Origin of the sequence: Leisingera daeponensis (assembly GCF_019801465.1) — a bacterium.
Taxonomy (GTDB): domain Bacteria; phylum Pseudomonadota; class Alphaproteobacteria; order Rhodobacterales; family Rhodobacteraceae; genus Leisingera; species Leisingera daeponensis_A.
In genome coordinates this window covers 222166-245782 of the sequence record NZ_JAHVJA010000006.1, presented here as the reverse complement: position 1 = coordinate 245782, position 23617 = coordinate 222166, and the positions used below count along the sequence as shown (strand labels likewise).

The 23617-nt window shown below is 65.7% G+C and carries 18 protein-coding genes; 11 read left to right on the top strand and 7 right to left on the bottom strand.

Annotated features, from left to right (window positions below):
- Positions 1–488: 488 nt before the first annotated feature.
- Positions 489–2774 carry an adenosylcobalamin-dependent ribonucleoside-diphosphate reductase gene (locus KUV26_RS14900; RefSeq protein ID WP_222508907.1) on the bottom strand — a complete coding sequence of 762 codons (2286 nt, stop codon included), beginning with the start codon at positions 2772–2774 and terminating at the stop codon, positions 489–491.
- Between the two features lie 195 nt (positions 2775–2969).
- On the opposite strand from KUV26_RS14900, the gene KUV26_RS14895 reads away from it, so the two are divergent.
- On the top strand, positions 2970–3401 hold the full coding sequence (locus KUV26_RS14895; protein WP_222508906.1) for a DUF1489 family protein: 432 nt from the start codon (positions 2970–2972) through the stop codon (positions 3399–3401).
- Between the two features lie 178 nt (positions 3402–3579).
- Here the strand turns inward: KUV26_RS14895 and hisG are convergent, their stop codons facing one another.
- The 3 genes from hisG to hisS are packed head-to-tail and all read right to left on the bottom strand — an operon-like array spanning position 3580 to position 6853.
- Positions 3580–4278 (bottom strand): ATP phosphoribosyltransferase, encoded by a 699-nt coding sequence (gene hisG, locus KUV26_RS14890; protein WP_222508905.1) that lies wholly within the window; start codon positions 4276–4278, stop codon positions 3580–3582.
- Positions 4275–5363, bottom strand: a complete 1089-nt coding sequence (locus tag KUV26_RS14885) for an ATP phosphoribosyltransferase regulatory subunit (protein ID WP_222508904.1) — start codon at positions 5361–5363, stop codon at positions 4275–4277. The genes hisG and KUV26_RS14885 overlap by 4 nt, the downstream gene beginning before the upstream one ends.
- A gap of 2 nt (positions 5364–5365) precedes the next feature.
- The gene (hisS, locus tag KUV26_RS14880; RefSeq protein WP_222508903.1) at positions 5366–6853 is read right to left on the bottom strand and encodes a histidine--tRNA ligase; all 1488 of its coding nucleotides are present in this window, start codon (positions 6851–6853) and stop codon (positions 5366–5368) included.
- Positions 6854–7050: 197 nt separating this feature from the next.
- Between hisS and KUV26_RS14875 the strand changes: the two genes are divergently transcribed.
- Both KUV26_RS14875 and KUV26_RS14870 read left to right on the top strand, forming a co-directional pair.
- Positions 7051–7245 carry a SlyX family protein gene (locus KUV26_RS14875; RefSeq protein WP_222505047.1) on the top strand — a complete coding sequence of 65 codons (195 nt, stop codon included), beginning with the start codon at positions 7051–7053 and terminating at the stop codon, positions 7243–7245.
- A 107-nt stretch (positions 7246–7352) separates the two neighbouring features.
- Positions 7353–7790, top strand: coding sequence for a nuclear transport factor 2 family protein (locus tag KUV26_RS14870; RefSeq protein WP_222508902.1), 438 nt, complete (start codon positions 7353–7355; stop codon positions 7788–7790).
- Positions 7791–7844: 54 nt separating this feature from the next.
- On the opposite strand, the gene dnaE is transcribed toward KUV26_RS14870, so the two are convergent.
- On the bottom strand, positions 7845–11357 hold the full coding sequence (gene dnaE, locus KUV26_RS14865) for a DNA polymerase III subunit alpha (RefSeq protein ID WP_222508901.1): 3513 nt from the start codon (positions 11355–11357) through the stop codon (positions 7845–7847).
- A 360-nt stretch (positions 11358–11717) separates the two neighbouring features.
- Between dnaE and KUV26_RS14860 the strand changes: the two genes are divergently transcribed.
- The 8 genes from KUV26_RS14860 (at position 11718) to KUV26_RS14825 (ending at position 21698) form a co-directional block, all read left to right on the top strand.
- A complete protein-coding gene (locus tag KUV26_RS14860; RefSeq protein WP_222508900.1) occupies positions 11718–13079 on the top strand; it encodes a xanthine dehydrogenase small subunit in 1362 nt (453 codons plus the stop codon).
- Complete coding sequence (xdhB, locus tag KUV26_RS14855; protein ID WP_222508899.1) at positions 13076–15481, top strand: xanthine dehydrogenase molybdopterin binding subunit; 2406 nt, start codon at positions 13076–13078, stop codon at positions 15479–15481. Before KUV26_RS14860 ends, xdhB begins: the two co-directional genes overlap by 4 nt.
- Positions 15471–16409, top strand: a complete 939-nt coding sequence (gene xdhC / locus KUV26_RS14850) for a xanthine dehydrogenase accessory protein XdhC (RefSeq protein ID WP_222508898.1) — start codon at positions 15471–15473, stop codon at positions 16407–16409. The genes xdhB and xdhC overlap by 11 nt, the downstream gene beginning before the upstream one ends.
- Positions 16406–17923, top strand: coding sequence for an ABC transporter ATP-binding protein (locus KUV26_RS14845; RefSeq protein WP_222508897.1), 1518 nt, complete (start codon positions 16406–16408; stop codon positions 17921–17923). The genes xdhC and KUV26_RS14845 overlap by 4 nt, the downstream gene beginning before the upstream one ends.
- Before the next feature lie 57 nt (positions 17924–17980).
- The gene (locus KUV26_RS14840; RefSeq protein ID WP_222508896.1) at positions 17981–19063 is read left to right on the top strand and encodes an ABC transporter permease; all 1083 of its coding nucleotides are present in this window, start codon (positions 17981–17983) and stop codon (positions 19061–19063) included.
- Between the two features lies 1 nt (position 19064).
- Positions 19065–19985, top strand: coding sequence for an ABC transporter permease (locus KUV26_RS14835; protein ID WP_222505056.1), 921 nt, complete (start codon positions 19065–19067; stop codon positions 19983–19985).
- Positions 19986–20050: 65 nt separating this feature from the next.
- Complete coding sequence (locus KUV26_RS14830; RefSeq protein ID WP_222505057.1) at positions 20051–21127, top strand: BMP family ABC transporter substrate-binding protein; 1077 nt, start codon at positions 20051–20053, stop codon at positions 21125–21127.
- A 220-nt stretch (positions 21128–21347) separates the two neighbouring features.
- A complete protein-coding gene (locus tag KUV26_RS14825; RefSeq protein ID WP_261398905.1) occupies positions 21348–21698 on the top strand; it encodes a VOC family protein in 351 nt (116 codons plus the stop codon).
- Between the two features lie 2 nt (positions 21699–21700).
- Here KUV26_RS14825 and KUV26_RS14820 read toward each other — a convergent pair whose 3' ends face one another.
- The gene (locus KUV26_RS14820; RefSeq protein WP_222508895.1) at positions 21701–22285 is read right to left on the bottom strand and encodes a hypothetical protein; all 585 of its coding nucleotides are present in this window, start codon (positions 22283–22285) and stop codon (positions 21701–21703) included.
- Between the two features lie 95 nt (positions 22286–22380).
- A complete protein-coding gene (locus tag KUV26_RS14815; protein WP_222508894.1) occupies positions 22381–23616 on the bottom strand; it encodes an HlyD family secretion protein in 1236 nt (411 codons plus the stop codon).
- Position 23617 lies beyond the last annotated feature (1 nt).

Genomic DNA, 23617 nt, shown 5'->3' with positions numbered 1-23617 from the left:
CCAACATCCCAATCTGTGCTCCCCGATAACCTCGGGGGCATGATTCACATCAGTGTAAGGGGGTCATTTTTGGACGCCGATTTCCCCGCTACGGGGTCAAAATTGCATGCCTGTTCACAGCCTTGATCATAAACGTGGTGCGCCGCTCATGCTCAATGACGGACGTCTGCCGCCTCAATCGCTTCGGTGAAGGCTAGCTTTCCGATCGAGACACGCAGGTCCAGCCTGCGCTTGCGTCAACCGACGCCTGTCGCCCTCAACGCGGACAAAAAGCTCCGAAATGCCCTTTGTTTGGGGGGTGGAACACGGCCCGGCCGAGAAACAAAGAGCTGGAGGAGCAATGCTCCGCCAGCTCAATAAGTTCAAAAAGGTGGCCAGAGCTGAGGGCCGAAGGGGCATTCATTTACCCCCTTGACACCCCTTGCGCAGACTTATGCTTTCGTTTGCGCATTCATTTGCTTTCTCTGACTACTGCTTTGGCGCCGCTATCAACCGCACTTCGAATGGCCGCAGCTGCGGCAAGTCATGCAGCCTTCGACCATCTGCATGTCGAACTGGCCGCAGCTCGGGCAGGCCTTGCCGCGCGGGGCGTTCAGGTTCACCACCTGCGCCTGCGGGTCGGACTTCAGGCCCATGCCCTCGCCTTCCAGGAAGCCGGTCTTGACCATGTGCGTTTCGATCACACCGCCGATCGCCGCCAGGATCGACGGGATGTACTTGCCCTGCACCCAGGCGCCGCCGCGCGGATCGAACACCGCTTTCAGCTCCTCGACGACAAAGGACACGTCGCCGCCGCGGCGGAACACGGCCGAGATCATCCGGGTCAGCGCCAGCGTCCAGGCGTAATGCTCCATGTTCTTGGAGTTGATGAACACCTCGAACGGGCGGCGGTGGCCGTTGATGATGATATCGTTGATGGTCAGGTAGATCGCATGCTCCGAATCCGGCCACTTTAGCTTGTAGGTATGGCCCTCCAGCGACTGCGGCCGGTCCAGCGGCTCGGACATGTAGACCACTTCCGCGCTGTCGCTTTCATGCGGCGCCTTGGCGGTCTCGCCCGGGGCGGTGTCGGCGCTTTCACTCACCGACAGGACCGAGCCGGTCACGTCGTTGGGGCGGTAGGTGGTGCAGCCCTTGCAGCCCTGATCCCAGGCCTGCATGTAGACGTTCTTGAAGGCGTCGAAGGAGATATCCTCGGGGCAGTTGATGGTCTTGGAAATCGAACTGTCGATCCACTTCTGCGCCGCCGCCTGCATCTTGACGTGGGCCGCGGGCGAGAGCGTCTGGGCGTTGACGAAATACTCCGGCAGTTCGGCGTCCGCACCGAATTTCTCGCGGTACATCTGCACCGCGTAATCCACAACTTCCTCCTCGGTGCGGCTGCCGTCCTTCTGCAGCACCTTGCGGGTGTAGGCATAGGCAAATACCGGCTCGATGCCCGAGGACACGTTGCCCGCGTAGAGCGAGATGGTGCCGGTCGGCGCGATCGAGGTCAGCAGCGCGTTGCGGATGCCGTGCTCGCGGATGGCCTCGCGCACGTCGTCATCCATGTTCAGCATGTTGCCGGAGGCCAGATACGCCTCGGCGTCGAACAGCGGGAAAGCGCCCTTTTCCTTGGCCAGGTCCACCGACGCCAGATAGGCGGCGCGGGCTATGCTGTGCAGCCATTCGTCGGTCTGACGCGCGGCCTCGTCGGTGCCGTACTCCAGCCCCAGCATCAGCAGCGCATCCGCCAGGCCGGTGACGCCGAGGCCGATCCGGCGCTTGTTGCGGGCTTCTTCGGCCTGCGCGTCCAGCGGGAATTTGGACACATCGACCACGTTGTCCATCATGCGGACGGCGGTGGCGACCAGTTCCTGCATTGCCGCCTGGTCCAGATGCGCGCCCTTCTCGAAGGGATTGGCCACCAGCCGCGCCATGTTAATCGAGCCCAAGAGGCAGGCGCCATAGGGCGGCAGCGGCTGCTCGCCGCAGGGGTTGGTGGCGCAGATGTTCTCGACATAGGAGAGGTTGTTGGCCTTGTTGATGCGGTCGATGAAGATCACACCCGGCTCGGCATAGTCATAGGTCGCCTGCATGATCTTGTTCCACAGGTCGCGCGCCTCGACGGTGTGGTAGACCTTGCCGTCGAACTGCAGTTCCCAGGAGCCGCCTGCCTTCACCGCTTCCATGAAATCATCGGTGACCAGCACCGACATGTTGAACATGCGCAGGCGCGCCGGGTCGGATTTGGCGGTGATGAAGGCTTCGATATCCGGGTGGTCGCAGCGCATCGTCGCCATCATCGCGCCACGGCGGCTGCCGGCCGACATGATGGTGCGGCACATCGCGTCCCAGACGTCCATGAAGCTCAGCGGGCCGGAGGCATCCGCCGCCACGCCCTTCACATCGGCGCCGCGCGGCCGGATGGTTGAGAAGTCGTAGCCGATGCCGCCGCCCTGCTGCATGGTCAGCGCCGCCTCTTTCAGCATGTCGAAGATGCCCGACATGCTGTCCGGCACCGTGCCCATCACAAAGCAGTTGAACAGCGTCACCTGGCGCGCGGTGCCTGCGCCTGCAGTGATGCGGCCCGCGGGCAGGTATTTGAAATCCTCCAGCGCGCCGAAGAACTTTTCTTCCCAAACGTCCGGTTTCTTTTCCGCCCGCGCCAGATCCCGCGCGATCCGCCGCCAGGTGTCCTCGACGGTCACGTCGATCGGCGTGCCATCGGCCTGCTTGAAACGGTATTTCATATCCCAGATCTGCTCGGCGATGGGGGCGGCAAAGCGGCTCATGTGTCGGTCCTTTGAGTCGTTCGGTCTTGATGAAAAACGGCTCCGCAGCGGCAGCGCCTTATGGGCACCGTGGCGAATCCGTTTTTTGTTAAGGCTTACTTGCAGCGAATGCGTGGAGAAACACAATACCTTGAAGTCGGCTATCCGTAAACTACTATATACGGTCAAAGCTCTGGACGACTCTGTGGGGAAGCTGTGGATAAGCGTGTGAACCTTGTTAAGCTCTCGGTTGGCACCGAAAGCGTCGAAAGCCTGATGGTCTGGCAGGAGATGCGCCGCCGGGAGCTGCCGGAAGGCCTGCCCCGCCACGTCACCCGTATGTGGCCCAAGCGCGCGGCGGAGATTCTGAACGGCGGCTCGATCTATTGGGTGATCAAGGGACTGATCCAGTGCCGCCAGCGGATCCTGCGTCTGGATGAGCTGACGGGCGAGGACGGCATCCGCCGCTGCGCCATCGTGCTGGACCCGGAGCTGCACCGCACTAATACCGCGCCGAAACGCCCGTTCCAGGGCTGGCGTTACCTGAAGACCGAAGACTCCCCCGCTGATCTGCCGGCTGGCAAGAGCCAGGAGGAACCGCTGCCGCCCGAGCTGTCACAGGCGCTGGCGGAAATCGGAGTGATCTGAGGCTGTCCGCATCCCCCCCGCGGCACGCCTCGCCAGCGCCGGGCATCAGCCCGGCGCCCGGCCCGCCCGCAGGCGGCATGCGTCCGGAAAATGTGAGCTCTCCCGCCCCCTTCGCGGGCATCGAAGAGGCCCTCGAAGGCGTTGGGCATGGCCCGCGCGGACGCGCGGGCTGCAGCGCTTACTTGCGGTGTTCCAGTAGGTCCAAGAGCGTGTTCAGCGCCGCCTTGTCGGCGCTGCCGTATTTCGCCACCCGGCTGCGCCACAGGGTCGCTTGCGATTTCAGCACCAGGCCGTCCGCCAGCAGCTTCAGGTGGTTGGCGCGCAGCGTCTCACCGGTGGAGGTGATGTCGGCGACCATTTCGGCGGTCTCGTTCTTCACCGTGCCTTCCGTCGCGCCCTGGCTGTCCACCAGCTGGTAATCCGCCACACCCGCATCGGTCAGAAACTCGCGCACCAGCCGGTGGTACTTGGTGGCGATCCGCAGCCGGTGGCCGTGCTGCGCCCGGAAAGCCGAAGCCGCCGCATCGAGGTCGTCCAGCGTGTCCACGTCAATCCAGAACTGCGGCACCGCCAGCACCAGATCGGCATGGCCGAAGCCCAGCTCCGCCAACTCCTCCACCTGCTGCTCGAAGCGCGGCAGCTTTTCCTGCACCAGATCGGTGCCGGTCACGCCCAGGTGGATCCGCCCTGCGGCCAGTTCGCGCGGGATCTCGCCCGCCGACAACAGCACCAGCTCCATGTTCGACACGCCTTCGACAGCGCCGGCATATTCCCGGTCGGACCCGGTGCGCGACAGCGTCACGCCGCGTTTGGCAAACCAGTCAAAGGTCTTTTCCATCAGCCGCCCCTTGGACGGCACTCCCAGCTTCAGGGTCATTTGCGCGCCTCCTCAAGCTGCAGCATCAGGTCAGGGCGCAGCACGCCGCCCACCGCCGGGATCTCCTCGCCCTGCCCCAGGCGCCGGGTCAGCGCGTCATAGCGCCCGCCGCTGGCGACCGGCGGCAGGTCGGGGCGCGCCTCGGCGTAGAAGCCAAAGACAAAGCCGTCATAATACTCCATCGAGGTGCGCCCGTAGGAGGCCTCGAAATCGAGATTGTCCACATCCACGCCGCGCGCCTTCATCGCCGCGGTGCGCGCGTCCAGCCGGTCCAGCGCCGGAATGATCTGCGGCAGGTCCACCGCGATGTCGCGCATCTGCTCGGTTGCAAACGGCACGGTCTCGCGCACTGCCATCAGCGCCTCCAGCGCCAGCAGCTCATGCTCGGCAATCGGCGGCGCCTTGGCGTCGGCGCGCAGCGCTTCCACCCGCGCCTGCACCTCCGCGGCGCGGCGCTTGCCCAGTTCCACCGCCGAGCCGGTCAGATCGCCCTCGGTCGACAGCAGCTTGCGGCGGCTTTCCGGCATCGGGGTGCGGCCGGCAAAGCGGTCCAGCAGGGAGCGGAACCGGCGCGGCCGCCAGATGTGGCGCATCAGCGCCGCCTTGCGCTTCTCCGTGGTGTTCAGCCCCTCGACCGCAGCCATCAGGATGCCGATGTCGCCGGTCGCCGCCCGCAGCGGCAGCCCGCGCACCTGCAGCGCGAACAGTGCGAACACCTCGGCATCCGCCGCCGCGGCATCGTCGCGCTCGAACACCTCATAGCCGACCTGCAGGTATTCATTGGGCCGGTCGGGGAAATGCTCCTGGCGGCGGAACACCTCGCCCGAATAGGTATAGCGCGCAGGCTCGGCGCCGTGGCGCATATGCGCCTCCACCACCGGCACGGTGAAGTCCGGACGCAGCATCTGTTCGCCGCGCAGCGCGTCAGAGGTCACATAGGCACGCGCCCGGATGTCCTCGCCGTAGAGATCGAGCAGCGTATCGGCGGGCTGCAGGAGCGGCGTGTCCACCACCTGCGCGCCCGCGGCTTCGAAGCGGAGCCGCAGCATTGCGGCACGGGCCTGTATTTGCGAACGGACCGCCATGTTCAGCCCTGCCCGTCCAGGATTTCACGCACCTTGGCCACCAGGTCTGCGCGCGGCACTTCAAACTGGCTGGGGCGTTCCTTCCACTCTTCCAAGGTGGCGTTCTCGGCGATCTTGGCGCCCAGGATCAGATCCTTGATCTGCACCACGCCATTGGCCTTCTCGTCGCCGCCTTCGATCACCGCGACGGGGGAGTTGCGCTTGTCCGCATACTTCAGCTGGTTGCCGAAGTTCTTGGGGTTACCCAGGTAAACCTCGGCCCGGATGCCCGCATTGCGCAGCTCCGCCACCATAGCCTGGTAGTCCGCCATCCGGTCGCGGTCCATCACGGTGACAACGACCGGCCCGGCGGCCTCTGCCGTCAGACGTCCCTTGGCATGCAGCGCCGCCAGCAGCCGGTCGACGCCGACGGAGACACCCACCGCAGGCACTTCCTGCCCGGTGAAGCGCTTGACCAGCCCGTCATAGCGGCCGCCGCCCGAGACCGAGCCGAACTGCCGCTTGCGGCCCTTCTCGTCAAGGATCTCGAAGGTCAGCTCTGCTTCGAACACTGGCCCGGTATAGTAGCCAAGCCCACGCACGACCGAGGGGTCGATCTCGATCCGGTCCTTGCCGTAACCGCCCGCGGCCAGCAGCTCGCCGATTTGCTCCAGCTCGGCAATGCCGTCCTGGCCGGTCTTGCTGTCGCCTACGGCAGCGCGCAGGTTGGCGATGGTACCCGGCGCATCCGCCGCCTTGGAGGTCAGGAACGCCAGCACCGGCGCCGCCTGATCGTCCGACAGGCCAACCCCGTCAATGAAGGCGCCGGAGGCATCCAGACGACCCTTGGTCAGCAGCTCGCGCACGCCGGCCTCGCCCACCTTGTCGAACTTGTCGATGGTGCGCAGCACGTCATCGCGCTTACCGTCGCCCTCCGCAAGGCCCATGGTCTCCAGCACGCCGTTCAGTACCTTGCGGTTGTTGACCCGCACCAGATAGTCGCCGCGCGGAATGCCGACGGTTTCCAGCGTGTCCGACAGCATCGCGCAGATCTCGGCATCGGCGGCCATCGAGGCGGTGCCGACAGTATCGGCATCACACTGATAGAACTGGCGGAAGCGGCCCGGACCCGGCTTCTCGTTGCGCCAGACCGGCCCCATCGCATAGCGGCGGTAGGGGGTCGGCAGATCGTTGCGGTGCTGCGCGTAAACCCGCGCCAGCGGCGCCGTCAGGTCATAGCGCAGCGCCATCCAGTCGCCGTTGCCGTCGTCCTCGGTCTCCTGCCAGGCAAACACGCCCTCGTTGGGACGGTCCACGTCGGGCAGGAATTTGCCCAACGCTTCGACGGTTTCCACCGCCGAGGACTCCAGCGCCTCAAACCCGTAATGATGATACACACCCGCGATGGCCCGCAGCATCTCGCTGCGCTGGGTCACCTCCGCACCGAAATAGTCACGGAACCCCTTCGGCGTCTGCGCCTTGGGGCGGGGCTGTTTCTTCACTTTGGCCATCTGAGGCCTCCTCACGGGTAGCGGTTTCACTCGCCCGGCGGTCTAGCGGATGCCGCCCCGCGCGGCAAGGCTGCGCAGGGCCTGACACCTGCTTCCTTTTGCCCGAAATTCTCAACTTCAATATGCGTGCGGCTTGATGATGGACGCGCCCCGCCAAAGCGCCTATCTAAACGCATCCGCAATCAAAGGCCCGAACCATGCAGCATCTGGAAGAGCAAATCGCCCATTTGACCCGCAGCGTGGAGGAGATGAGCGACGTGATCGCCCGCCAGCAGCAGGAGATCGATCTGCTGACCCGCCGCGTCGCCATGCTGATGCAGCGCGAAGCCACCCGCGAGCAGGAGGGCGGCGGCGGCGTGGTCTTCGCCGACGAACGCCCGCCGCATTACTGATGCCTGCCCCGGCCGCAAAACAGCTGACACGCCGGCAGAGTTAACCTTGGCTGAAGGTTGCGCCTGTATGAATGCGTTTGAAACCCGCACGGAATTGGAAACCGACAGTGACAAGTAACGCAGAACTGGTACGCTTTTGGTTCGAAGAGGTCTGGTACCGCGACAACAACGGCATTCTTGAGGAGATGTTCACAAAAGACACCCAGGCCACCGGCCCGGTGTCGAGCCTGATGGGACAGCAGTTCATCGCCTCGGATTTTGTCACCACCATGAAGGCGCTTCTGGGCGGCGCACCGGAGTTCACCTTTGGCGTCTTTGAGGAGGCCGGCCCCTGGGTGATCACCTGTTTCGACGTGCATGTGACCAGCCACCCTCACCGACCGCCGTTCGATTTCGACGGCCAGATGATCTTCAAGGTGGATAACGGTCAGATCACCGCAATCCATTCCAGCTTGAATTACATCAAGCTTTTCGAGGGCCTGGGCCAGATGCCGCCTGACACATTGCCCGTCTGCCTCAGCGGTGCCAAGCTGGACTGGAAGTGATCCCGCCCCGGCGCACCGCTTAGGGAGCTTCCGAATTTTCCGGCAGTTTCGCCCTCAGATCTCCTCCACATCCATCACCCCGTCCAGCGACTTCAGCGCGCCCTTGATCTGCGGGTTGATCGGGAAAGGCTGGCCCAGGTCCATCTCCACATCGCCGGGCAGGCCCGGGTCCTGCAAATACATGTAGACCTCGCCCCGCGCGGCGTTACGGGCCGCCGCCTTGGCGTCCTCCAGCACCTGCGCCACGGTGCCGACCGCGGCGGCGTCGCTGAGATAAACCCGCAAACTGCTGCGTCCGGCATCGGCAATGGCGCTGTCCACTGGCCCGACCGAACGCACCAGCAGCTTCAGCTGGTCGCTCTCCATCGTCGCCTCGGCGGTGATCACCACCTTGGCGCCGGTCTCCAGGTACTCGCGGCTCTTCTCCAGCACCTCGGAAAACAGCGTCACCTCAAACGCCCCCGAAGGGTCCGACAGCTGTGCAAAGGCAAAGCGGTTGCCGCGCGCTGACTTCCTTTCCTGCCGCCCGGCCACAACACCGGCCATCTTGGCCATGAACGGCCCGCGCTCGGCCTTGGCGGTGACCTCGTCCAGCGTCATCACGTCCTTGCGCTTCAGCGCCGGCATGTAATCATCCAGCGGGTGGCCGGACAGGTAAAAGCCGATCGCCTTGAACTCCTCGCTCAGGCGTTCCGCCGGCAGCCAGTCCGGCACATTGGGCAGCCGCGGCTCCGGCAGGTCCTCGCCCGCCTCGCCGAACAGCGACACCTGGCTGGAATTCCTCTGGTCATGCACCGCGGCAGAATAATCGACCAGCGCGCCCAGGCTCTCGAACACCCGGCGGCGGTTGCTGTCCAGCTGGTCAAAGGCCCCGGCCCGCGCCAGCATCTCCAAGGGCCGCTTGCCGACCTTCTTCAGGTTCACCCGGCGGGCAAAGTCGAAGACGTTGACAAAGGGCCGTTCGCGGCCGTCCTCGTTGCGCGCCTCGGCCACCAGCCGCATCACGTCCAGGCCGACGTTCTTCAGCGCGCCCAGCGCATAGACCAGCTCCCCGTTGACCACGTTGAAGGTCGCCAGCGACCGGTTAATGCAGGGCGGCACATATTTCAGCCCCAGCCCCTTCTTCACTTCCTCGAAGTAGATCGCCAGCTTGTCCGTCAGATGGATATCGCAGTTCATGACGCCGGCCATGAACTCCACAGGGTGGTTCGCCTTCAGCCAGCCGGTCTGATACGACACCACCGCATAGGCCGCCGCGTGCGATTTGTTGAAGCCGTAGTTGGCGAATTTCTCCAGAAGGTCGAAAACCTCGCTCGCCTTCTTTTTGTCGACCCCGTTCTCCGCCGCGCCCTTCTCGAACTTCGGGCGCTCGGCGTCCATCGCCTCCTTGATCTTCTTACCCATCGCCCGGCGCAGCAGGTCGGCGCCGCCAAGGGTGTAGTTCGCCATCACCTGGGCGATCTGCATCACCTGTTCCTGATAGACGATGATGCCCTGGGTCTCCTCCAGGATATGGTCGATCAGCGGATGCACAGAGGTGATCTCGCGCTGGCCGTTCTTCACCTCGCAGTAAACCGGGATGTTCTCCATCGGGCCGGGACGGTACAGCGCCACCAGCGCCACGATATCCTCGATGCAGGTGGGTTTCATGCGCTTCAGCGCGTCCATCATGCCGGTGGATTCCACCTGGAACACCGCTACCGTCTTGGCCCGGGAATAAAGGTCATAGGTGACCTTGTCGTCCAGCGGAATGGCGTTGATCTGGTTCTCGGCGCCTTCCGGCGGATCATAAAGCTGGGTGCCATCGGCGGCGATATGCAGGTCCCGCCCCGATTGGAAGATCAGATCCATCGCGTTCTGGATCACCGTCAGGGTCTTGAGGCCGAGGAAGTCGAACTTCACCAGCCCGGCCTGCTCCACCCATTTCATGTTGAACTGGGTGGCCGGCATGTCAGAGCGCGGATCGCGGTAGAGCGGCACCAGCGCATCCAGCGGCCGGTCCCCGATCACCACGCCCGCCGCGTGAGTGCCGGCAGAGCGCAGCAGCCCCTCAACTTGCTGACCATAGGTCAAAAGCCGGTCCACCACCGGCTCGTTGCGCGCCTCCTCGCTCAGCCGCGGCTCTTCCTTCAGCGCGTCGGCGATGGACATCGGCTTCACGCCCTCGACCGGGATCAGCTTGGACAGCCGGTCCACCTGGCCATAGGGCATCTGCAGCACCCGCCCCATGTCGCGCACCGCCGCCTTGGACAGGAGCGCGCCGAAGGTGATGATCTGCCCCACCTTGTCGCGGCCGTATTTCTCCTGCACGTATTTGATCACCTCTTCGCGGCGATCCATGCAGAAGTCGATGTCGAAGTCGGGCATCGACACCCGTTCCGGGTTCAGAAAGCGTTCGAACAGCAGCGAGTAGCGCAGCGGGTCAAGGTCGGTAATCGTCAGCGCATAGGCCACCAGAGAGCCCGCACCCGAGCCCCGCCCCGGCCCCACCGGGATGTCGTGGTCCTTGGCCCATTGGATAAAGTCGGCAACGATCAGGAAGTAGCCGGGGAACCCCATGCCCTCGATGATCCCCAGTTCGAAATCGAGCCGCTCCTGGTATTCCTCCACGCTCACCGCATGCGGAATTACCGCCAGCCGCTTCTGCAGGCCCTCGTTGGCGATGCGGCGCAACTCGGCCACCTCGTCATCGGCGAACTTGGGCAGAATCGGGTCGCGCCGGTACGCCATGAAGGCGCAGCGCTTGGCAATCTCCACCGTGTTCTCGACCGCCTCCGGAAGGTCGGCGAACAGCGCAACCATCTCTTCCTGGCTCTTGAAGTAATGCTGCGCGGTCAACCGCCGGCGCGGCTCCACCTGATCGACGTATGCGCCTTCGGCGATGCAGATCATCGCGTCATGCGCCTCGAACATTTCCGTGTTGGGGAAATAGACGTCATTGGTGGCGACCAGCGGCAGCTCCATGGCATAGGCCATCTCCACGTGGCCCCGCTCGGTCAGCTTCTCCGCCTCCGGCTGGCCGTATTCGCCGGGGTGGCGCTGCAGTTCCACATACAGCCGGTTCGGGAAAATCGCCTTCAGCCGCCGCATCAGCTCTTCCGCTGCCGGCCGCTGGCCCTGCTGCAGCAGCCGCCCCACCGGCCCGTCCGGCCCGCCGCTCAGGCAGATCACGTCGCCCGCGTTTTCTTCCAGCTCTTCCAGCGTCACATGCGGCAGCTCGCCCCCCTGCCGCAGATAGAGGCAGGAGTTCAGCTTCATCAGATGCTCATAACCCGCCTCGCTCTGCGCCAGCAGCACCAGCGGCGCAGGCGGCTTGGGCCGCTCTCCCGGCGCCGGTTCGGTGAACCGCAGGTCCACCTGGCAGCCGATGATCGGCTGCACCCCGGCACCGCTGGCCGACACCGAAAACTCCAGTGCCGAAAACAGGTTGTTGGTGTCCGTCACCGCAATCGCCGGCATTTCGTGCTTCTTGCACAGGTCCGGCAGCTTTTTCAGCCGCACGGCGCCTTCCAGCAGAGAGTATTCGGTATGGGTGCGCAGGTGAATGAATCGGGGAGAGCTTGTCATGCCGCCACGCTATCTTATTGACGCGGCGGGGCGAAAGAGCGATCTGCGCGCCGATTACCCGCCCGAACCAGCGCAGCAGCGCTGTATTATATCCGTTTTGTTGAAACTCTTTCGCAAACGGCGCGCAAAGTCCCCGCAAGGCTGCGGATAAAACGCATTAAAATGAACATCCTACCGCAACAGCCGGTAATATTCTTGCGCTGCAAAATACTGCGCCGCAGCACCGGTTTTCCTTGCTTTGGCAACGGGCTGCTCCCTAGGCTGTTGTCAGCAAGCAAAAAAACAGCCCGCTCCGCTCTCTGCGCCGCATCGAGACCGGGGCACATCGGGTCAACAGGGTAAAGCGGCGGTATCGGGAAGATGGCACTCACCTTTCGACTGAATGGTGAAGAGGTCTGCATTCCGGACGCAGATCCGTCAGCAACGTTGCTGGACTGGCTGCGCGAGGAGAGAGGGCTCACCGGCACCAAGGAAGGCTGCAACGAGGGCGATTGCGGCGCCTGCACCGTAATGGTGACAGACGGCCGCGGCTCAAGGGCATTGAATGCCTGCATCCTGTTCCTGCCGCAGCTCAACGGCAAATCCGTCCGCACCGTCGAGGGCGCCGCAGGCCCGGATGGCACCCTGCACCCGGTGCAGCAGGCGATGGTGGATCACCACGGCAGCCAGTGCGGCTTTTGCACCCCGGGTTTCATCATGTCGATGGTCACCGCCCACGCCAACGGTGCCACTGATTTCGATGACCAGCTGGCCGGCAACCTGTGCCGCTGCACCGGCTACGCCCCGATCATCCGCGCAGCTGAGGCCGCCAAGGATGCCCCGGTGCCGGACTGGATCACCCGCGACCGCCCGGTTGAACCCGGCGCGCAGCCGCTGATGCCGCAGTCGGCGGATGAACTTGCGGACCTCTACCAACAGAACCCGGAGGCAACCCTGATCGCCGGCGCCACCGATGTCGGCCTCTGGGTCACCAAGCAGCTGCGCCGCCTGCCGCAGATGATCTTCCTTGACCGCTGCGCGGACCTGAAAGACATCGAGGTCACGGACAGCGCCGTGCGCATCGGCGCCATGGCGGACCTGAACCGGCTGCGGATGGCGGTTGAGCCGCTGCACCCCTCCTTTGCCGGGATGCTGCGGCGCTTTGCCTCCCAGCAGGTGCGCGCCGCTGCCACGGTCGGCGGCAATATCGCCAACGGCTCCCCGATCGGCGACACCCCGCCCGCGCTGATCGCGCTGGATGCCACCCTGCACCTGCGCCATGGCGCCCGCCGCCGGGAACTGCCGCTGGAGGCGTTCTTCCTCGACTACGGCAAGCAGGACCGCCAGCCGGGCGAGTTCGTCGAGGCCGTCAGCTTCCCGCGCCAGCCCGACACGCTGCGGGTCTACAAGCTGTCTAAACGGTTCGACCAGGACATTTCCGCAGTGCTCGGCGCCTTCAATGTGACGGTTGTGAACGGCACCGTCACCGCCGCCCGCATTGCCTTCGGCGGCATGGCCGGCATCCCGAAACGCGCCGCCCATGTGGAGGCCGCCCTGACCGGCCAGTCTTGGACCCGGGCCGCCATCACCGCCGCCTGCGCCGCCTTCGAGCGCGATTTCACCCCGATGGACGACATGCGCGCCTCCGCGGAATACCGGATGGGAACCGCCAAGAATCTTCTGCTGCGCTACTTTGACGAGCTGAACGGCACCCCGGTCTCGGTGCTGGAGGTGACCTCATGAGCGTTTCCAAACCTCTCCCCCATGACGCTGCCCGGATGCATGTGACCGGCGCCGCCCGCTATGTCGACGACATCCCCTCGCCCGCCGGAACCCTGCATCTGGCCTTCGGCCTCTCGCCCATCGCCCGCGGCCATATCACCGGCATGCACCTGACCGATGCGCAGCATAGCCCCGGCGTGGCAGCGGTGATGACCGCCAAGGGGCTGCCGTTCTCCAATGACGTCTCCCCCTCGATCCATGACGAGCCGCTGCTGGCGGCGGGCACCGTCAACTACGTCGGCCAGCCGGTGTTCCTGGTGGTGGCCGACAGCCACCGCAACGCCCGCATCGCCGCCCGCAAGGGCAAGGTCGATTACCGGGAAGAACCCGCCCTGCTGACCCTCGACGCGGCGCTCGCCGCCGGCAGCCGGTTCGAGGAAGGCCCGCGCGTTTACCGGAAAGGCGACGCCGCCGCCGCCATCGGCGCTGCCCCGCGCACCGTCGAAGGCACCTTTGAGCTGGGCGGGCAGGAGCATTTCTACCTCGAAGGCCAGGCGGCGATGGCCTGGCCGCAGGAGGATGGCGGCATGCACGTCTTCTCCTCCACCCAGCACCCGACCGAGATCCAGCACAAGGTGGCCGATGCCATCGGCCTGCCGATGCACGCCGTCCGTGTCGAGACCCGCCGCATGGGCGGCGGCTTCGGCGGCAAGGAAAGCCAGGGCAACGCTTTGGCAGTGGCCTGCGCCGTCGCCGCGCGGCTGACCGGCAAGCCCTGCAAGATGCGCTATGACCGCGACGACGACATGGTCATCACCGGCAAGCGCCACGCCTTCCGCATCACTTACCGCGCGGGCTTTGACGGCGACGGCCGCCTGCAGGGCGTCGAGTTCCTGCATCTGGTCGATTGCGGCTGGGCCCAGGACCTGTCGCTGCCGGTGGCCGACCGCGCCATGCTGCACAGCGACAACGCCTATCTGATCCCCAATATCCGCATCGAAAGCCACCGCCTGCGCACCAACCGGCAAAGCGCCACCGCCTACCGTGGCTTCGGCGGCCCGCAGGGCATGGTCGGGATCGAGCGGGTGATGGACCATATCGCCCATGACCTCGGGATGGACCCGGCGGAGCTGCGGCGGCGCAACTACTATGCGCCCATGCAAAGCCCGGACGCCCCGCCGGGCGCGCCGCAAGACACCTCCGGCGCGCCACCGGACCCGGACGCCGACCTTGCCTCCCGCGGCGCCCCGGCACAGCCCGCCGAACCCAGCCCGCCGCCCAAGGGCGTGCAGACCACCCCCTACCACATGCCGGTCGAGGACTTCATCCTGCACGAGCTGACTGCAGAGCTGCTGAAAACCTCGGACTATGCCAAGCGCCGCCAGGCGGTGCGGGAGTGGAACAAGGGCCGGACGCACCTCAAGCGCGGCATTGCCTTCTCGCCGGTGAAATTCGGCATTTCCTTCACCCTCACCCATCTCAACCAGGCCGGCGCGCTGGTGCATGTCTATCAGGACGGCTCGGTCCACCTGAACCACGGCGGCACCGAGATGGGCCAGGGGCTGTTCCAGAAGGTGGCGCAGGTCGCAGCCAGCCGCTTCGGCATTCCGCTGGAAAAGGTGAAGATCACGGCGACCGACACCGGCAAGGTGCCCAATACCTCCGCCACCGCCGCCTCCTCCGGCTCCGACCTCAACGGCATGGCGGTGAAGGCCGCCTGCGACACCATTCGCGACCGCATGGCCGAGCACCTGGCGCTGCACCATCAGGCCCGCCCCGGCGACGTGGTGTTCGAAAACGGCCAGGTCCGCATCGGCCAGGACGTGATGAGCTTCGATAAGGCCGCCGCCGCCTGCTACCAGGGCCGCGTCAGCCTGTCGGCCACCGGCTTCTACAAGACGCCCAAGGTCGAATGGGACCGGATCAAGGGCCAGGGCCGCCCGTTCTACTACTTCGCCTATGGCGCCGCGGTGACCGAAGTGGCGGTGGATGCGCTCACAGGCGAGAACCGCATCCTGCGCTGCGATATCCTGCATGACGCCGGCGCCTCGCTGAACCCGGCGCTGGACATCGGCCAGATCGAGGGCGGATACGTGCAGGGCGCGGGCTGGCTCACAACCGAGGAACTGGTCTGGGACGGCGCAGGCCGCCTGCGCACCCATGCGCCCTCCACCTACAAGATCCCCGCCTGCTCAGACCGGCCCGACGTATTCAACGTGAAACTCTGGGACGGGCAGAACCGCGAGGACACCATCTACCGCTCCAAGGCGGTGGGGGAGCCGCCCTTCATGCTGGGCATCTCCGCCTGGCTGGCGCTCAGCGGTGCGGTCTCCGCTTTTGGCGATGCCTATCCGGCGCTCAATGCCCCCGCCACGGCAGAGGAAATCTGGCGTGCAATCCGGAGGGTGCGCGATGGGATTTGACGTTCAGGCTTTGCGCGAGGCAGTCGCCGCGCACGGCCGCGTGACCCGGGTGGTGATCGCCGCCGTCCGCGGCTCCTCCCCGCGCGAACCCGGCGCCGCCATGCTTGTCTGGGACACCGGCCAGAGCGGCACCATCGGCGGCGGCACATTGGAGTATGAGGCCGCGGAAGCGGCACGGGAGCAGATGGTGCCCAAACGCTTTAGCACCCATGCCCTGGGACCGGACCTCGGCCAGTGCTGCGGCGGCGCCGTCACCCTGCTGAGCGAGGTTTACGAAGCCGCCGATCTGAACGGCCTGGACGCAGAAACAATCGCCCGCCCGGCCGCCCCCGCGCCGATGCCGATGGCGGTGAAACGCATCCTCGCCGCTGCCCGCAGCCAGGGCCTCCCCCCGGAACCGCAGCTGGTTGACGGCTGGATGATTGAACCTGTCCACCGCCCCGGCCGCCCGGTCTGGATCTGGGGCGCGGGCCATGTCGGCCGGGCGCTGGTGAACGTGCTGGCGCCGCTGCCGGATCTGCAAATCACCTGGGCCGACACCGCGCCGGACCGGTTTCCGGCAGAGGTCCCGGCAGGCGTCTCCGCGGTTCCGGCCGCTGACGTTGCGCTCCTTGTGCCGCATGCGCCTGAAAACGCTGCGCATTTGGTGCTGACCTATTCCCACGCGCTGGATCTGGCGCTATGCCACGCGCTGTTGGGCCGCGGCTTTGCCTTTGCCGGGCTGATCGGCTCCAAAACCAAATGGGCGCGGTTCCGCTCGCGTCTTGCGGCCCTGGGCCACAGCCAGGAACAGATCTCCCGGATCACCTGCCCGATCGGCGATCCGGACCTTGGAAAACACCCGCAGATGATTGCGGTCGGCGTCGCGGCGCAGCTGCTGCGGCTCGGAAAAGAAGAAGACGAACAGAGAGAGGACCGGCGCGCGTGAGTGTACCACTGTTGAGCCTTCAAGGCCTGACCAAGGCCTACCCCGGAGTCGTGGCCAACGACACCGTCTCCTTTGACATCGGCGAGGGCGAGGTGCATGCCCTGCTCGGCGAGAACGGCGCCGGAAAATCGACGCTGGTCAAGATGATCTACGGTCTGGTGAAACCCGACAGCGGCAAGATGCTGTTGCGGGGCCAGCCCTATGAACCCGCCGAGCCGCGCCAGGCCCGCGCCGATGGCATCGCCATGGTGTTCCAGCATTTTTCGCTGTTCGATGCGCTCAATGTGGCCGAGAACATCGCGCTCGGGATGGAAAACCCGCCGGAGATGCGCGACCTCGCCGCCCGCATCCGCGAGGTGTCGGAAACCTACGGCCTGCCGCTGGATCCGTTCCGCACCGTCGGCGACCTCTCCGCGGGCGAACGCCAGCGGGTCGAGATCATCCGCTGCCTGCTGCAGGACCCCAAACTGCTGATCATGGACGAGCCGACCTCGGTGCTGACGCCGCAGGAGGTCGAGATCCTGTTCAAGACCCTGCAGAAACTGCAATCCGAGGGCACCTCGATCCTCTATATTTCCCACAAGCTGGAGGAAATCCGCACTCTGTGCGACCACGCCACCATCCTGCGGCTGGGCAAGAACGTGGGCGAATGCACCCCGTCGGAAACCTCGGCCCGCGACATGGCGGAAATGATGGTCGGCAGCTCGCTGCAGACGCCGCAGCGCGCGGCGCGGGAGTTCGGCGAAGTGGCGATGGACATCACCGGCCTGTCGGTGCCCGCGCCGTCGGCCTTTGGCACCGCGCTCAAGAACGTGCATCTGAAGGTGCGCAAGGGCGAGATCCTCGGCATCGGCGGCGTGGCCGGCAACGGTCAGGACGAGCTTCTGGGCGTGCTGTCCGGCGAAACCCTGACCGACGCGGACGCGGTGAAGCTGCACGGCAAGCCGATCGGCCGCCTGGGCCCCACCGCCCGCCGCAGGCTCGGCGTGCTGGCCGCGCCCGAGGAGCGCCTCGGCCACGCCGCCGCCCCGGACATGAGCCTGACCGAGAACGCCATGCTCACCGGTTCGGTGCGCGAGGGGCTGGAGAAGAACGGCTTCCTCGACTGGGGCGCGACCAAGGCGTTTGCCGAACGCATCATCACGGCGTTTGACGTCCGCACGCCCGGGCCAGGCAATGCCGCGCGCTCGCTCTCGGGCGGCAACCTGCAGAAATTCGTGATCGGCCGCGAGGTGCTGCAGGACCCGGATGTGCTGGTGGTGAACCAGCCGACCTGGGGTGTCGATGCCGCCGCCGCCGCCGCCATCCGCCAGTCCCTGCTGGACCTGGCCGCCAAAGGCGCCGCGGTGATCTGCATCAGCCAGGACCTGGATGAGCTGATGGAAATCTCCGACAGCTTTGCCGCCCTGAACGAAGGCCGCCTCAGCGCCCCGCGCGAGGCCGCGGGGCTGACGGTGGACGAAATCGGCCTGATGATGGGCGGCGCCCACGGCATGGAGGTGGCGCATGTCTGAGGCCGTTGTCCGCCTCCGGCGGGAGTATTTCAAGAAAGATGAAAAGGGGGCCGCGCAATGATCCGGCTTGAGAAACGGCCGCAGCCGTCGCGGGCCTGGTCGCTGGCGACGCCGCTGGTGGCGGTGCTGGCCACCATGGCCTTCGGCGGGCTGCTGTTTGCCGCCCTCGGCAAACCGCCGGTGGAGGCGATCCGCACCATTTTCTGGGAACCGCTGTTCGGCGAATTCGCCTTCTACTACCGGCCGCAGCTCTTGGTGAAGGGCGCACCGCTGGTGCTGATCGCCATCGGCCTGTCGCTGGGCTTCCGCGCCGGCATCTGGAACATCGGCGCCGAGGGCCAATACATCATGGGCGCTATCTTTGGCGCCGGGGCGGGCCTTGCCTTCTACCCCTCCGACTCCTTCCTGATCTTCCCCTTCATGGTCATCGCCGGCGCATTCGGCGGCTGGATCTGGGCGATGATCCCGGCGGTGCTGAAAACCCGCTTCGGCACCAACGAAATCCTGGTCTCGCTGATGCTGGTCTATGTGGCCGAACAGTTCCTCGCCTCGGTCTCGCTGGGCCTGCTGAAAAACCCGGAGGGCTTCGGCTTTCCCGGCTCCCGCAACCTGCAGTCCTGGGACGCCGCCCATAACGCCGAGCTGATCGCCGGCACCGGCATGCACTGGGGCGTGGTGTCGGCGCTAATCGCGGTGATCTTTGCCTATGTGCTGCTGAACCGCCACATGACCGGCTACCACATCCGCCTGACCGGCGAGGCGCCGCGGGCTGCCCGGTTTGCCGGCGTCAACCCGGCGCGGCTGGTGCTGTTCTGCCTCGGCACCTCCGGCGCGCTGGCGGGTCTTGCCGGCATGTTCGAAGTCTCCGGGCCGTCGGGCCAGGTCAGCATCGACTTCAACGTCGGTTATGGCTTCACCGCAATCATCGTGGCCTTCCTAGGCCGCCTGCACCCGGTGGGCATCCTGCTGGCAGGCGGGCTGATGGCGCTGACCTATATTGGCGGCGACATCGCGCAGTCGAACCTGCAGCTGCCCGCGGCCGCCATCCAGGTGTTCCAGGGGATGCTGCTGTTCTTCCTGCTGGCCTTCGACCTGCTCACCAATTTCCGCATCGCAATCGGCAAGCCGGAGGTCGCGTAACATGGATCTTTCTGCAATCAACCCGGTCCTGCTGATCGCCTCCTTGATGGTGGCGGCGACGCCGCTGCTGCTCGCCGCCATCGGTGAGCTGGTGGTCGAGAAATCGGGCGTGCTGAACCTCGGGGTCGAGGGGATGATGATCGTGGGCGCCATTGCCGGCTTTGCCACCGCGGTGGAAAGCGGCTCGCCGCTGCTGGGCTTTGTGGCCGCCGCCTTTGCCGGTGCGGCGCTGTCGGTGCTGTTCGCGATCCTGACCCAGTTCGCGCAGGCCAACCAGGTCGCCTCGGGCCTGTCGCTGACGCTGTTCGGGCTGGGCTTGTCGGCGCTGATGGGCCAGTCCTATGTCGGCATCAAGCCGCCGCGGATGGGCGACATCCACATCCCGGTGCTCAGCGACCTGCCGGTGATCGGGCCGATCCTGTTCGGCCATGACATCATCCTCTACTTCGGCATCGCGCTGACCGCCGCCGTCTGGTGGATGCTGAAGTACTCCCGCATGGGCCTGGTGCTGCGCGCGGTGGGGGAAAACCACGACGCCGCCCATGCGCTGGGGTACAAGGTGCTGAGGATCCGCCTGATGGCGATCCTGTTCGGCGGCGCCTGCGCCGGCCTCGGCGGCGCCTACATCAGCCTGATCCGGGTGCCGCAGTGGACCGAGGGCATGACCGCCGGCATCGGCTGGATTGCGCTCGCCCTGGTGGTGTTTGCCAGCTGGAAACCCTGGCGCGCGCTGCTCGGTGCCTACCTGTTCGGCGGGGTCACCGTGGTGCAGCTCAATCTGCAGGCGGCAGGCGTTGCCATCCCGGTCGAGTATCTGGCAATGTCGCCCTATCTTATTACGATCCTTGTGCTTGTTATCCTTTCCGCGGACAAAAGCAGCGCACCCGCCTCGCTTGGCCGCAACTTCCACGCCTCCCGCTGACGCGGGGGGTTCATTGCCCGCCCCGGCTGCCGGGGCCAACCAAAACCAACTGGGGAGTCCCTTTGATGAAACTGACCAACCTCCTGACCAGCGCCGCGGTGGCGCTTGGCCTGGCCGCGGGCGCGGCCTGGGCGCAAGACAAGACCAAGGTGGGCTTTGTCTATGTCGGCCCCGTCGGCGACGGCGGCTGGACCTATGAGCACGACCAGGGCCGCAAGGCGGTTGAGGCCGAATTCGGCGACCAAGTCGAAACCGTCTATGTGGAAAACGTCGCCGAAGGCCCGGACGCCGAGCGCGTGATGACCCAGATGGCGCTGGAAGGCGCCGACCTGATCTTCACCACCTCCTTCGGCTACATGGACCCGACCATCAATGTCGCCAAGAAGTTCCCGAACGTGAAATTCGAGCACGCCACCGGCTACAAGCGCGCCGACAACGTGTCGACCTATTCCGCCCGCTTTTACGAGGGCCGCGCGGTGCAGGGCACCATCGCGGGCCACATGACCGAGAGCAACATCGTCGGCTACATCGGCTCCTACCCGATCCCGGAAGTGATCCGCGGCATCAACTCCGCCTATATCCACGCCAAGAAGGTGAACCCCGACGTCCAGTTCAAGATCGTCTGGGCCTTCACCTGGTTCGACCCGGCGAAAGAGGCCGACGCCGCCAAGGTGCTGATCGAGCAGGGCGCCGACGTGATCCTGCAGCACACCGATTCCACCGCGCCGCAGGCGGCGGCGCAGAACGCGGGCAACGTGATCACCTTCGGCCAGGCCTCCGACATGGCCGAATACGCGCCGAAGCCGCGCGTGTCCTCGATCATCGACAATTGGGCGCCCTACTACATCGCACGCACCAAGGCGGTGATCGACGGCACCTGGGAATCGGTTGACACCTGGGACGGCATCGGCGCCGGCATGGTCGGCATCGGCGAGATTTCCGACGCGGTCCCGGCTGAGGTGAAAGAGGCCGCGCTGGCCCTCAAGGAGTCGATTGCAAACGGCACCTACCATCCCTTCACCGGCCCGCTGAACAAGCAGGACGGCTCCGCCTGGCTGGCAGAGGGCGAAGTGGCCGATGACGGCACCCTGGCCGGCATGAACTTCTATGTCGAAGGCATCGAAGGCGATATCCCGCAATAAACGGCACAGCTCCAGACCAGCGAAAGGCCCGCTTTTTGGCGGGCCTTTTTTGTTGAGAGCAGAATTCCGATGGTCCGGGAGCCTGCTGACACATCCTGTCACAGTCCTGATGTACACCCCGCTTCACGGGGCCGCCCCGCAGCACCGTTGGCCCGGGCTCTTGGCCCTGCGGACCCCTGTCCGCAAAACCGTAAAGCACATTGGAGATTGCCTGTTGAAAATGAACTACTTCGTTGTCGGGACCAACGACATGGACGCGTCAGTTGCATTCTATGACGCCCTTTTTGAACACGCGGGACTGACCCGGCTGCAGCCGAACGACAGAATGACCTACTGGCTGAAGGACGATTTTGCCTTTGCGGCCGCCCTGCCCTTCGACGGCGAAGCGGCCACCAATGGAAACGGAACAATGGTGGGCTTCAGCCTCGGCTCCGCCGCCGAAGTCACCAGGCTGCACGAGAAGGCGATCGGGCTCGGCGGCACCTGCGAGGGCGAACCGGCCCAGCGCGGGCCGCGGTTTTCGGCCTATGTGCGGGACCTGGACAGAAACAAACTCTGCTTCTCAGATTAGGATCAGAAACAGGCCACCGGCACCGCGAGCCCGTCCGCGCTGCCGCTGGCGCGCCGGACCAGCGCCGGGCCGGTCACCGTGCAGCCGGACAGCTGCGCCGCGTGCCCGTACAGCTGTTTCAGCGCTTCTGTGTCGGACGTCGCCGGATGCTTCAGCGGCAGCCGGATCTTGTTCAGCACCGCGAAACTGCTGCCGTCGGCAGTCACGATCCGGAACCGGGTCCTTGCGTCCCCGGCCCGGGTCTGGACCGCATAGGGAGACTTCCATTTGGAGCTGGCGTAGGCCAGCGCCGCTTCGGCAGCGGCCCCGCCGGTCAGCGGCGTGCCGCCGTTCCGGTATCCGGAAGAATGAAACACCAGCCAGGGCGCGCCGGTGCGGGTCTGGTGCAATCCGGGCCGCATGACGCTGATGTGCTGCCCCGCCTCTGCCAGCGCCGCGGTGCGGTAGTCCGTTCCCCCCGGCGGGGCCGCCGCCGGCGCGGGCTGCGTTCCGTGGCCGGTTCTGGTCGCCGTCCAGTAATCCGGCTGTTCCGGCGCTGCGCAGGCTGCCAGCAGCGCCGCGGCTCCGATCATCGGAAACTGTTTCACTGCCTGCCCTCCAATCCGCCTTGCAGCCTCCTAACAGGCAATCAGGGCGGCAATGTGGCCTCCGCCTGCAGCAGCAGCCCCGCCCGCCGGCACCCCTAGTGGCCGGAGAGCACCAGCGTCTTCACCGGCATCAGCAGGAGCCGCAGCCGCAGCCCGGCGGCGTGGACCACCCCGATGGTGTCCACCACATGCAGGAAGATGCGCTGGCCGGTGCCCAGGCTCTCGTCATGCTCCAGCCGCTCATGGTTGCTGGTATAGACATTGGCGATACAATTGCTGCCCGGCGGCAGCGCCTCGGCGGTGCCTTCGTACAGGGGCTCCATGAACACGGTGATGGTGCCGGGCGCCCGCATGTTCTGCAGGTCGCGCAGCTCATCCGTGGGGCGGATCTGGCCGGTGGCGATCACGTCCTGCACCTCGACCACCACCATCGGGATCACCGTGAAGGGTTTGGTCATGCAGCCGATCTCCCCGATCATGCCGGGCTTGATCACCTGCGCCGCCAGCTGGTTGAAGCCCGCCTGGAACCGGTTGCGGCCGGAGGTGGCGGGCACCAGGATGCCGGCCGGGCGCAGCAGCGGGCTGACATAGTCGCCGACCTGCAGCGCAAACTGCTCCACCGTGCCGTCGACACCGGCGCTGACCAGCGTCTTGTCCAGTTCCGCCTGGGCCAGCTGCAGCTGCGCCTCGGCGCTGGCCATCTGGGCCGGGATCAGCACCTCGATCTGCTGCTCCACCGCTGCCTTCTGCGCCTGCGCCGCCTCGACCGAGGCCGACCGCTGATCCACCAGGTTCTCCAGCCGCTCGATCTCGGTCACCCGGACCGCGCTGGACCCCTGGTCGCGCAGCAACTGGTTGCGCTCCAGGTCATCGCGGGCCTGTGCCAGCGCCGCCCGCGCCTGGGCGATGCCCGCATCCGCCTGGGCCAGATCGGTATCGGCCAGCTTGCGCGAAGCCTCGACCTGGGCAATCGCCGCGCGGGCGGACTCCAGCGCTGCCTTCTGCGACAGCCCCTCCAGCCGCAGGATCGGAACGCCGGCCGCGACCTCCTGGTTGTTGACGACATAGACCTCGGCCACCCGGCCGCCGACCTGCGGCAGGATGGTGACGGTGCGGAAATAGGACGCCACCGCATTGGTCGCCGGATGAAAATAGAACAGCGTGGTCAGCACCATCAGGGTCAGCATCACGCAGGCGGTCAGGCCCCAGCGCAGCTCGTACCAGACGGAAAACAGCGTCAGCTCCCGCCCCAGCCGCTTGCCCTGCACATAGCGGCGGAACAGGAAGTCGGGCAGGATGGTCACCAGCGCGCACAGAAGTGTCTCGATCATG